Raw genomic sequence first — 11,707 nt, forward strand, 5'->3', positions numbered from 1 at the left:
CGGGGCGCGCCCGGGCCCGCCGCGCCCGGGGCCACGGCGGGGCGCCCGGGGGCCGGGCGCACGCCCCGGGCGCGCACCACCACCGCGTATCTGCGGTATGTGGCGGGCAAGCTGGCCGGTGCCGCCGTCTCGCTGCTCGCCGTGCTCGTCACCAGTTTCTTCCTCTTCCGGCTGATCCCGGGCGATCCGGTGAAGTTCATGACCGGTGGCCGTCCGGTGTCGGCCGAGCAGATCGCCGCCTACCGGCGGGAGTTCGGTCTCGACCTGCCCATGTGGCAGCAGTTCACGGAGTACTGCGGCAAGGCGCTGACCGGGGATCTGGGGACCTCGTACCAGTTCCACGTCCCCGTCATCGACAAGATCACGGAGGCGCTGCCGAACACCTTGGTGCTCACCGGCACGGCCTTCCTGCTCTACACCGCCCTCGGCATCTTCCTCGGCACCCGCTCGGCCTGGCGGCACGGCGGTCTCGGCGACCGCCTCAACACCGGGCTGGCGCTGACGCTGTACTCCATCCCGTCGTTCTGGCTGGGACTGCTGCTCATCATCGTGCTGTCGGTCGGCGCGGGCCCGATCCCGGGCCTGTTCCCGACCGGGGGCATGGAGTCGGGCGGCAAGGAGGGCTTCGCGTACGCGTTCGACGTCGTCCACCATCTGGTGCTGCCGGTGGTGACGCTGGTCGCGGTGGAGTACGGGCAGACGCTGCTGGTCACCCGGTCGGCGCTGCTGGACGAGATGGGCAGCGACTATCTGACGACCGCGCGGGCGAAGGGGCTCAGGGACGATCTGGTGCGGCGCCGGCACGCCGTGCCGAACGCTCTGCTGCCGACCGTGACGCTGATCTTCGTCAATCTCGGCCGGACGGTGGCGGGTGTCATCCTGGTGGAGACGGTGTTCTCCTGGCCGGGTCTTGGCGGGCTGTTCTACCAGGCGCTCAGCGTGCCCGACCTGCCGCTGGTGCAGGGACTGTTCTTCGTCTTCGCCTCGGCGGTGATCCTGATGAACACCCTCGCCGACCTCCTGTATCCGCTGCTCGATCCGAGGGTGGGCCGATGACGACCGCCGAGACCACCAAGACCCCCGCGGCACTCGGCCCGCGCGCGCTCGCCTGGCGGCGGCGCCGGGCCTCCGCCGCGCGGTTCTGGAAGGAGTACCGCCGGCACCGCGCCGGTGTGTTCGGGCTGGCCGCGCTGGTGCTGTTCGGGCTGGTCGCGCTGACCGCGCCGCTGACCGTCGGCTCGGACGTGGCGAGCGTGACGGACGCTCCGGGGCGGCCGCTGGAGAGCCCGAGCGGGCACTTCCCGCTGGGCACCGACCAGTTCGGGCGGAACCTGCTGGGCCTGGTGATCTGGGGATCGCGGGTGTCGCTGCTGGTGGGGCTGCTCGCGGCCGTGCTGTCGGTGGCGATCGGGGCGGTCATCGGGATCACCTCCGGGCACTTCCGCGGCTGGTACGCCACGGTGATGATGCGGGTCACGGACTGGTTCCTGGTGATGCCGACGCTGGTGCTGGCCATCGCGCTGGCCACCGTGATGTCCCGTTCGCTCGGCACGATCGTCCTGGCGATCGGCGTGACCACCTGGCCCACGACGGCCCGGCTGGTGCGGGCGCAGACGCTGGCGGTGGAGTCACGGCCGTACATCGAGCGCGCGAAGGCGCTCGGCGGCGGGCACTGGCACATCATGTCCCGCCATGTGCTGCCCAACGTCATGCCGCTGGTGCTGGCGCAGACGACACTGATCATCTCCTCCGCGATCCTCGCCGAGGCGACGCTGGCCTTCCTCGGGCTCGGGGATCCGACGGTCGTGTCCTGGGGCGGGCTGCTCCAGGACGCGCGGGAGGCGGGGGCGGTGAGCTCGGGCGACTGGTGGTACCTGGTTCCGCCGGGCATCGCGATCGCCGTCGTGGCGCTGGCGTTCACGCTGTGCGGGCGTGCGGTGGAGTCCGTTCTCAACCCCAGGCTGGGGGTGTCCCGTTGAGCCTGCTCGACGTGCGGAACCTGGAAGTCACCTACCCGGGCGGTGCGGCCGCCGTCCGCGGGGTCGACCTGACCGTCGCCGCGGGTGAGAAGCTCGGCATCGCGGGCGAGTCCGGCTGCGGCAAGTCCACGCTGGCGCTGGCGCTGCTGCGGCTGCTGCCGGCCGGGGCCCGGGTCGGCGGGCAGATCCTGCTGGACGGCGAGGACGTGCTCGCGATGAAGTGGGGGCAGGTCCGTGCGGTGCGCTGGGCGGGCGCGTCGATCGTCTTCCAGGGCGCGATGCACTCCCTCAACGCCGTGCACCGGGTCGGCGACCAGATCGCCGAGCCGATCCTGCTGCACCGCAAGGCGACCCCGGCGGGTGCGAAGAAGAAGGCCGGTGAGCTGCTGGAGCAGGTGGGCCTGCCGGCGGCGCGGGCGAGCGCGTATCCGCACGAGCTGTCCGGCGGGCAGCGGCAGCGGGTGATGATCGCGATGGCGCTGGCCTGCGATCCGCGGCTGATCGTCGCCGACGAGCCGACCACCGCGCTGGACGTGATGATCCAGGCGCAGATCCTGCGGCTGATCGAGGAGCTGGTGAGCGAGCAGGACGTGGGCCTGATCATGATCAGCCACGACCTCGCGGTGCTGGCGGACACCTGCGACCGGCTCGCGGTGATGTACGCGGGCCGGGTGGTGGAGGAGGGCCCGGCCCGCCAGGTCTACGACGGCGCCCGGCACCCCTACGGCAGGGCTCTGTCGGAGGCGTTCCCGAGGATCGGGGACCCCGCGTCGCGGTTCGCGCCGCGCGGTCTGCCCGGTGACCCGCCCGATCCGGCGGCGGTGCCGGCGGGCTGCGCGTTCCATCCGCGCTGTCCGGTCGCGCTGGACATCTGCGCCACCGAGGACCAGGTGCTGCGGGAGGCCGGAGCGGGCCGGCGGGCGGCGTGCGTGCACGTCGGCGGCGACGGCACCGTCGCGGCCGAGAGCCCGGCGACGGCACAGGACGAGGAAGTGGGGAGCAGCACCACATGACGGGCACGACGACGGGCACGCCACCGCTGGTGAGCGTCGAGGGCCTGCGTATCACGTTCCCCGGTCGCAACGGCGCGCCGCCGGCCCGGGCCGTGGACGGGGTGGACCTGGACATCCGGCCCGGTGAGATCGTGGCGCTGGTCGGCGAGTCGGGCTGCGGCAAGACGACGCTGGCCCGCTCCCTGCTGGGGCTCGTCCCGCCGACGGCGGGACGCGTCACCTTCGACGGCGCGCCGCTGGACTACTCCTCGCGGGCGCTGAAGGCGTACCGCAAGCGGGTCCAGCTGGTCCTCCAGGACCCGAGCGGCTCGCTCAACCCACGGCACACGGTGTACGACGCGGTCGCCGAGGGGCTGCGCATCCACGGCTACGGCGGGGACGAGCGGACGGCGGTCGCCGAGGCGCTGTCCCGGGCGGGGCTGCGACCGCCGGAGCGCTTCTTCCTGCGCTATCCGCACGAGTTGTCCGGCGGTCAGCGCCAGCGGGTCGTCATCGCGGGCGCGCTGGTCCTCCAGCCCGAACTCGTCGTCGCCGACGAGCCGGTGGCCTCACTCGACGCCTCGGTACGCGGCGAGATCCTGGCACTGCTGCTGCGGCTGCGCGACGAACTCGGGCTGTCGGCGCTGGTGGTGACCCACGACCTGGGTCTGGCGTGGAACATCGCGGACCGGGTGGCGGTGATGTACCTGGGCCGGATCGTGGAGACGGGCGAGGTCGAGCAGGTGCTGACGGCACCCCGGCATCCGTACACCCAGGCTCTGCTGTCCGTCCTGCCGGAGGCCCCGGGCGCTCCGGTGGTCCTCACCGGCGAGCCGCCCGACCCGTCCCGCATCCCTTCCGGCTGCCGCTTCCACGCGCGCTGCCAGATCCTGGCCGGCGGCGAGGCGGCCCGGGCGGGCGTCGCCGACGCGTGCCGCACCCGGGATCTGCCCGTCCTGACCGGGACCGCCGAGACCCAGGTCGCCTGCCACTGGGCCCGAGCCCGGGCAGGGGAAGAGCTGGGCGCGGGAGCCGGGACGGAAGCGGGAGCCGGTACGGCCGCGGAATCGCAGTGAACGGGGGTGGGGGCCCGCTCGGGCCCCCACCCCCGTCGGCTGCGGTTCGGCTACGGCTGGTGTTCGTCCACGGCCGACGGTCGTCCGCGACTCTGCCCGGCTACGGCTGCTGTTCGTCCGCCGCGATGATCTCGCGGCACTTCTTGACGTCCTCGGCCATCGTCTCGAGCAGGGCGTCGAGTGAGTCGAACTTGGCCTGGCCTCGGACGAAGGCGAGGAAGTCGACGGCGACGTGCAGGCCGTACAGGTCGAGGCCGACGCGGTCGATGGCGTACGCCTCGACGGTGCGCTCGGTGCCGTCGAACTGCGGGTTCGTGCCGACGGAGACGGCGGCCGGCATCGCCTCGCCCTGGGCGTGCAGATAGCCGGCGTAGACGCCGTCCGCAGGGATCGCGGTGTGCGGGAGCGTCTCGACGTTGGCGGTGGGGAAGCCCAGCTCGCGGCCCCGCTGGGCGCCGCGGACGACCACGCCCTCCACGCGGTGCGGGCGGCCCAGGATCTCCCGGGCGCCCGTGACCTCTCCCTCGGCGACCAGGCGGCGGGTCAGGGTCGACGAGAAGGGCTCTCCGCCGCCCGCCTCACCGGTGACGTAGAGATCGACGACCTCCACCTCGAAGTCGTAGAGCTTGCCCTGCTCGGTGAGGAACTCCACGTTCCCCGCCGCCTTGTGGCCGAAGCGGAAGTTCGGGCCCTCGACGACCGCCTTGGCGTGCAGCCTGTCGACCAGCACCTTGACGACGAAGTCGGCCGGGGACAGCTTCGAGAACTCGGTGGTGAAGGGCAGCACGAGCACCGCGTCCACGCCCAGCTCCGCCATCAGCTCGGCACGGCGGTGGTGCGGCGCGAGCAGGGGCGGGTGGCTGCCGGGGCGCACCACCTCGCTGGGGTGCGGGTCGAAGGTGACGACGACGGTGGGGACACCCAGCTCGCGGGCGCGGCTCACGGCGTGCTCGATGATGAGCTGGTGGCCGCGGTGGACTCCGTCGTAGGAGCCGATGGTGACGACGCTGCGCCCCCAGTCCTGGGGGATGTCCTCCAAGCCACGCCAGCGCTGCACTGTGACCGCTCCTCGTCGAACCCGTGTCCGTTGTTCCGGTTGCCTTGTTGCGTTGCCGCTTCGGTTGTCCGCAGGTCTAAGGGTGCCATGCCCTACGTTCCGCGCCCGCATCGGCATCGGCATCGAGGCTGTGACGGGGCGCACGTCCGGGCGCCGCGTGGCTCAGGCGGGGACGGGCGTGCCCGACAGGTTCTCGAGCGTCCGGCGGGCACTGGGGCCCACCACCGCCGCCCAGTCCTGCGGGGTCTCGGTCAGCCAGCCGGCCACCCGGACGGCGAAGCCCGGCAGGCGCCGGCCCAGCTCCATGAGGGCGCGGTCGAACACGGCCGCGCCCTCGGGCGTGCGCACCAGGAGCAGACCGACGCGGTGGACGAGCTCGCGGAGGTCCTCCTCGGCGGTGGGGGCCGCCGCGCGCAGCACCGCGTCGAGCACGGCCGGGTCGTCCTCGTGGGCCAGGAGGAAGTCCAGGAGTTCCCGGCGCGGCGCGCGGCCGGCCGGGGCTCCGGGGGCCAGGGTGGCCGCCCCGAGCGTACGGGGGGTGGTGCCGGGGGCGGCCAGCACGGCGCCCAGGGCCGCGCGCAGCCGCGCCGGACCGTCCTCCAGGAGGCCGGTGACCAGGGGGAACAGGATCGCGCCGGCCGCTGGTCCGGCCGGTGCGTGGCGCAGGCGCCGGTCCACGTAGGCGGCCACGTGCCCCGCGATGTCCGGCCGCCGCGCCACCGTGTCGCGGACGAGGGCGGCGACGCGGCGGGCGAGCGTGGGCGTGGCAACGTCGGCGAGGGCGCCCAGCACCTCGGTGGCGTCGCCGTCGGCGCCGCGCCTCAGCCGCTCGCCGAAGGCGGCGAGGACCGCCTCCGGGTGCGTGGTCAGGGCGGGGGCGAGCGCGCCGGGCGGCAGGTGCGGGTCCCCGGCCGCGAAGTGCCGCAGTGCCTGTGGCAGGTGGCCGGCGCGGGTGTGCGGATCCCGTACGAGAAGGGCGAGCGCGGCGCCGTGCAGGGCGGCGTCGGCGGGACGGGCGAGCACGGTCAGGGCGGCCCGGCGCAGCAGTTCCCGGTCGGTCTCGGTGCGCGCGTGCGGGGCCGTGCGCAGTGCGTGGGCGACGGCCGCGGCCCTGCGGTCGGGACGCTCGTCGTGCGCCCACCGGTCGACGGCCCGGCACAGGGCGGCCGGCTCCTCCTCGGCGAACACGGCCAGCAGTTCCTCGGCACGCTGGTGCGCGCGGTCGGCCAGCACCTCGGTGAGGTCGTCCAGGGCCCGGTCGCGGTGCGCGTACAGCAGCGCCTGGGCGGCCGTGGCCACGGTGGCGTGCGGGGCGCCGGGCAGCGGCCGCTCGTCGTCGAACCAGCGGGTCAGATGCGGTTGCACGGCGGCGGGTTCGGCGGCGAGGAGGCGCGCGACGGCGTCGAGATAGCGGTCGGGCGCGGCGTCGGGACGGTGGGGCTGCGTCGTGTGGGGCTCGCGGGACTCCTGATGCGATGCGGAGGTGCTCCGTGAGGCCGGGTTCGGTTGGGCCGGGTTCCGCTCGGCCGGGTTCCGTTCGGCCGAGTTCCGTTCGCCTGTGTTCCGTGGGGCGCCGTCGGCGAGCAGAAGGCGCCGCAGCAGGTCGCAGCGGTCGGCGTCCGGCAGGTGCAGCGCGGTCCAGAAGCCGGGGCCGAAGCCGCGCGGCAGTGGCAGGTCGCACTGTGTGCGGACCACGATCCGCTCGGCCAGCTGCCGCAGCACACCGGTGTACGGCGACGCGTCCGGCACCCGCAGCAGCACACCGGCGAGCAGCCGGGACGCCCACCAGGAGTGCGGGTCGGTGTCCAGGGCGCACACCAGCTCCTCCAGCCGGACCGCCAGTCGGCGTGTGCCGTGCTGGCGGGCCAGCAGGAGCAGGGCCTGGACGACGGGGCCGATGCGGTGGTGCGGGACGGGCAGCGGATGACGCGGCTCACCGGGAATGTGCCGCCGGTGGACCAGGACCCGCAGGGCCTCGTCCAGGTCCAGGTGGACGCCCTGGATCCAGTCGGCGAGTTCCTCGTGCGCGAAGCGGTAGCCGTCGCCGGCCGGGACGAGGAGGCCCTCGGTGAGGACGGCGGACGCCCAGCCGGTGCCGCCGCCGAGGTGGGCGGGCGCGGCACCCCACGGGAACACGGCCTCGAAGGTCTCCCGGTCCACCTCGCCCCGGCCCGGCCCGAGGCTGCGGCGGGCGGCCTCGTGCACCTGGCCGGAGACCTTGGCCGCGAGGCGCCGTACGGCGGTGCCGCGCAGGCCGTTCTGCGCGGCGAGGCGGACGGCGACGCGCAGGCACATCAGGTCCAGATGGGCCGCGAGGACGTCGGCGCGGTCGAGCCGGGAGTGCTCCGGGGAGCCGGGCAGGGCGGCGCGTACCTCCCCGAGGAGCCGGATGGTGAGGGGGTGGCGGGCGTCGGCGTCGACGAGCACCCCGTCCGGGACGCCGTACCGGTCACGGGCTTCGCGGGCCTCCTCGGAGGTGAGGTCGCCGAGGCGCAGGCAGGGCGGGAGGCCGGGGGTGACGTACGGGCCGTGACCGGCCGGAGCGGCGGCGCGGGTGCCGCCGGAGGTGCCGGGCGCGAACGGGATGTGGAGCAGGTCCGGTGGGAAGTGCGCGCCCGCGCCCTCCCAGTACTCCTCGCGGGACGCCACCACCAGCCGCGCCCCCGTGCCGCGCAGCCACCGCGCGGTCCCCTCGGTCCACTCCGCGAGCCGGTGGGCCAGGGTCGAGGGCATCTCCTCGGGGCCGTCGAGCAGGAGCAGCAGCGGCCGGCCGTGAGCGCGGGCGAGACGCGCGACGCGCTCGGGGGTGAGGTCGGTGAGCCGGGTCGGCAGGGGTGCCCGGGCCGCGGCGACGATCCGGGCCGCGCGGTCCAGCGCCCGGCGCGCCGCGTCGGCGATCGAGACGTCGGCACCGTCCAGATCGGCCCCGCGCAGCCAGATCGTGGGTGCGGGCGCGTCCCCACGGGCCCTGCGCCCGGCGAGCGCCGCGAGTTCGGTCGTACGGCCGCTGCCGGGCGCGCCGACGAGTCCGAGCACGAGCGCCGGGCTCTGGCCGAACGCGCACAACTCGTCGACGACGGCCGATCGTTCGACGGGCCGTGCGGCAGGACCGGTCGGCGTGGAAGCGGGGGAGGCCGATGAGGCCGGAGAGGTCCACGAGGCAGGCGGAATCCATGAGGCCGGCGGAACCCATGAGGCCGGCGGGACCGGTGGCACACCCTCGCCGGGCCCCGGTGGGCGTACGGGAGCCGGCGCCGGCGCCGTTACCGATACCGGTGCCGGTGCCGTCGATTCGCCGAAGAGCGAGGTGGAGGTGGAGGCGGCCAGGCCCGGAGCCGTGGCCCGGGCGGGGCGTGAGTCCGCGGCCGAGCCGGCCGGCCGCACGGCATCGCCGGGGCGCGGGGAGGCGGCGGCCCGGCGGGGCGCCCGCGGCCGAGCCGCGCCGGGCTCGGGAGCCGACCGGTCCCCGCCCGCCAGGCCGCTCGGCGCCGGCCCGGCGAGGCCGGACGCGGACGTGAGCCGATGACGCGGAGGGTCGCTCCGGGAGGGGGCCGGAGACGGAGCGTGGTGCGCGAGGGCTCCCTGGGGGCCGTCCTGGGCCACCGAGGTCGCCGTGAGTTCGAGTGCGCCCGCCAGGTTGAGGTCGGGGCCGTAGGCGGGAACCGTGGCGGCGTTGCGGGCGAGCAGGCCGGCGAGCGGATGCCCGGCGGTGCCGTCCGGCTCCGTCGGGGCGGGGCCGAGTGCTCGTGGGCGCAGCGGCACCGCGAAGCCGGTGTCGCGGTGGCCGCTTCGCAATGCCGTGCCGAGCACGGCGATCACGGTGCCGGTCGCCGGGTCGAGCACCGGTCCCCCGGCCGCGCCGCCGCCCGGCCGGAGCGCGTCCCGGCCCGCCGTGCCGATCGCGAGGTCCAGTGCGCCGTCCAGGAGATGGGAGCCGTCCGTGGCCGTGTACGTCACGGTGGCCGTGCCCAGCACCCGGGCCTCGCGCCAGCCGCCGGCCGCGATACGGACGTAGGTGCCGGTTGCGACGCCGTCCCGCACGGTGACGGGCAGCGGCTCCAGGCCGAGGCCTTCGGTCCGGACGAGCGCCAGGTCCAGCTCGGGCAGCGGGGTCACGTCGGCGGCGGTCACCACGTGGGACCGGCCGCGGTCCCCCGCGACGTGGAGCACGAGGCGGGCGAGTCCGTCGACGGCCTCATGGCTGGTGATCACGGTGCCGTGGTGGTCGGCCGCGAAGCCGGTGCCCCTGGGCCGCCCGGCCAGATCGTGCACGCGGACCAGGGAGGCGTCCAGGAGGCGGTCACGTGCCTCGGCGGCGTCCCGCTGCCCGGTCGTGGCCGCCGGCTCCGGACCACCGCGCGCCGCGCGGACCGCGGTGTGCCGGCCGGGGCCGTTCCCGGGGGTCCGTGCCGCCATGGTCCAACCTCCCCGCCCGTGCCGTGGTACGGCCGTGCCCTCCTCTTCGACGGTGGGCACCCATTCGACGGTAGGCACCGGATGATCAGCGGGAAAGATCGCGGCGCGAACGCGCCCCCTCGCACTCCCTCGGTTCACTCCGAGCGCCTGCACGGTCGGGTGAATAGCCGAGGCCGGCTGGATACACCCTAGGGGTGGGGGAACCGAGGGGGGACCGTGGAGCGGCGGCTAGGAACACCCCGTGTCCGCCGCTCCACGGGCAGAGACCCACTCGGTGCGTCAGCCGAAGACGGCAAGGCTCTTGGCCTTGCCCCGGTGCTCCTCCACGAGCGCCAGGAAACGGCCCTCGGGGCCGAAGACGGCCACGGCGCCGGCGCCCGTGTACTCCTCGGGCATCTCCAGCCGTACGCCGTTGGTGAGGAGCTTGGCCCGCCGGGCGTCGACGTCCCAGCGCGGGAAGGCGGCCGCGGCGGCCTCGGCGATCGGCATGACGACGAGCTCCTGCTGGAGCTGGTCCAGCGTCTTCGCGGAATCCAGCTTGTACGGTCCGACGCGGGTGCGGCGCAGCGCGGTGAGGTGACCGCCGACACCGAGGTCGGCGCCCAGGTCGCGGGCGAGGGCGCGGATGTACGTGCCGGAGGAGCAGACCACCGACACGACCAGGTCGAGCACGGGGGTGCCGTCCTCGGCCACGGCGTCCCGGACGTCGTACACCGTGAACGACGAGACCGTCACCGGGCGGGCCGGGATGTCGAACTCCTCGCCCTCCCTGGCCCGCTTGTACGACCGCACGCCATTGATCTTGATGGCGCTGACCCGGGACGGCACCTGCATGATGTCGCCGGTCAGCTTGGCGATGGCGGTGTCGACGGCCTCCCGGGTCACCTTGGAGGCGTCGGTGGAGGAGGTGATCTCCCCCTCGGCGTCGTCGGTGACCGTGTTCTGGCCGAGCCGGACGGTGCCGAGGTACTCCTTCTCGGTCAGCGCGAGGTGGCCGAGGAGCTTGGTGGCCTTCTCCAGTCCGAGGACGAGTACGCCGGTCGCCATCGGGTCGAGCGTGCCGGCGTGGCCGACGCGGCGGGTCTTGGCGATCCCCCGCATCTTGGCGACGACGTCGTGCGAAGTGAAGCCCGACGGCTTGTCGACGATGACAAGGCCGTCGGGCGGGGTGGGCTTGCTGGTCATGCGGTGGTGTCGTCCGTCTCGTCGGTGTCGTCCTCGGAGCCCGGCTTCCGGTACGGATCGGCTCCACCGGCGTACGCGGCGCCCGCGGACGCCTCGCGCACCTTGGCGTCGGACTGCCGGGCCTTGTCGAGGAGGTCCTCGATGGTCCGGGCGGTGTCCGGGAGGGCGTCCGCGACGAAGGTGAGGGTCGGGGTGAACTTCACTCCGGCGGCGCGGCCGACCTCGGAGCGCAGGATGCCCTTGGCGCTCTCCAGGCCGGCGGCGGCCGCCTTCCGCTCCTCGTCGTCGCCGTAGACCGTGTAGAAGACGGTCGCCTCCCGCAGGTCACCCGTGACCCGGGTGTCCGTGATGGTGACGTGCGAGCCGAGCCGCGGGTCCTTGATCCCGCGCTGCAGCTTCTGGGCCACCACCTCTCGGATGAGGTCCGCCAGCCTTTTCGCCCGCGCGTTGTCGGCCACTGGTCCGTCTCCCGTTCTTTCCTGTCATGGTGCTGTGGTCTGGTCGTCGGTTCGTCAGTCGTCTTCGCCGTGGAAGCGCCGCCGTACGGACAGCAGCTCCACCTCGGGGCGGCCGGCGACCAGCCGTTCGCATCGGTCGAGTACGTCTGTGAGGTGCGCCGCGTCGCCGGAGACCGCGGCGAGACCGATGATCGCTCGCCGGTAGAGGTCCATGTGGTCCACCTCCGCCGCGCTCACCGCGTACTTGCGCTGAAGCTCGGCGACGATCGGGCGGACGACGGAACGCTTCTCCTTCAGCGAGTGGACGTCGCCGAGGAGCAGGTCGAAGGACAGAGTCCCCACGTACATGTGTGTAACCGGTTCACCCGCCGGTACGGGATCGATGGCCCCCTCAGCCGTGCGGCCGGGGACATCAAGAAACGGTACCGCGTACCCGCCGGTGGCTCGACAGGGTTTCGCTCGGCGATCAACAACAAGGGGGTGCGGCGGGACTGCTGGGTGGGCTCCCTGCTGCCGTCGGACCTGGGCCTGCCGTCGACGGCGC

General features: G+C 74.3%; 9 protein-coding genes and 1 pseudogene. 5 read left to right on the plus strand and 5 right to left on the minus strand.

The features are described from left to right. From ABZ484_RS37075 to ABZ484_RS37090, 4 genes are all read left to right on the plus strand, one after another. A partial coding sequence (locus tag ABZ484_RS37075; RefSeq protein WP_358870357.1) for an ABC transporter permease occupies window positions 1-1,056 on the plus strand: 1,056 nt, incomplete at its 5' end. Further along, entirely contained in the window at window positions 1,053-1,979 is a 927-nt protein-coding gene (locus ABZ484_RS37080; protein ID WP_358870358.1) for an ABC transporter permease, read from the plus strand. The genes ABZ484_RS37075 and ABZ484_RS37080, both read left to right, overlap by 4 nt. Beyond that, complete coding sequence (locus ABZ484_RS37085) at window positions 1,976-2,992, plus strand: ABC transporter ATP-binding protein (protein WP_358870359.1); 1,017 nt, start codon at window positions 1,976-1,978, stop codon at window positions 2,990-2,992. Before ABZ484_RS37080 ends, ABZ484_RS37085 begins: the two co-directional genes overlap by 4 nt. Then, window positions 2,989-4,047 carry an ABC transporter ATP-binding protein gene (locus ABZ484_RS37090; protein ID WP_358870360.1) on the plus strand — a complete coding sequence of 353 codons (1,059 nt, stop codon included), beginning with the start codon at window positions 2,989-2,991 and terminating at the stop codon, window positions 4,045-4,047. Before ABZ484_RS37085 ends, ABZ484_RS37090 begins: the two co-directional genes overlap by 4 nt. A gap of 100 nt (window positions 4,048-4,147) precedes the next feature. Here the strand turns inward: ABZ484_RS37090 and ABZ484_RS37095 are convergent, their stop codons facing one another. From ABZ484_RS37095 to ABZ484_RS37115, 5 genes are all read right to left on the minus strand, one after another. Continuing rightward, window positions 4,148-5,104: a bifunctional riboflavin kinase/FAD synthetase gene (locus ABZ484_RS37095; protein WP_358870361.1), complete on the minus strand. Its 957-nt coding sequence runs from the start codon at window positions 5,102-5,104 to the stop codon at window positions 4,148-4,150. A 162-nt stretch (window positions 5,105-5,266) separates the two neighbouring features. Next, entirely contained in the window at window positions 5,267-9,520 is a 4,254-nt protein-coding gene (locus tag ABZ484_RS37100) for a trypsin-like peptidase domain-containing protein (protein WP_358870362.1), read from the minus strand. Window positions 9,521-9,799: 279 nt separating this feature from the next. Beyond that, complete coding sequence (gene truB / locus ABZ484_RS37105; RefSeq protein ID WP_358870363.1) at window positions 9,800-10,705, minus strand: tRNA pseudouridine(55) synthase TruB; 906 nt, start codon at window positions 10,703-10,705, stop codon at window positions 9,800-9,802. Further along, on the minus strand, window positions 10,702-11,163 hold the full coding sequence (gene rbfA / locus ABZ484_RS37110) for a 30S ribosome-binding factor RbfA (protein ID WP_358870364.1): 462 nt from the start codon (window positions 11,161-11,163) through the stop codon (window positions 10,702-10,704). Before rbfA ends, truB begins: the two co-directional genes overlap by 4 nt. A 54-nt stretch (window positions 11,164-11,217) precedes the next feature. Then, window positions 11,218-11,511 carry a DUF503 domain-containing protein gene (locus tag ABZ484_RS37115; RefSeq protein ID WP_306191564.1) on the minus strand — a complete coding sequence of 98 codons (294 nt, stop codon included), beginning with the start codon at window positions 11,509-11,511 and terminating at the stop codon, window positions 11,218-11,220. A gap of 108 nt (window positions 11,512-11,619) precedes the next feature. Here ABZ484_RS37115 and ABZ484_RS37120 point away from each other — a divergent pair. Further along, a pseudogene (locus ABZ484_RS37120) lies at window positions 11,620-11,707 on the plus strand (GNAT family N-acetyltransferase); the annotation flags it as partial.

The organism is Streptomyces sp. NPDC006393, assembly GCF_040628575.1.
GTDB lineage: Bacteria > Actinomycetota > Actinomycetes > Streptomycetales > Streptomycetaceae > Streptomyces.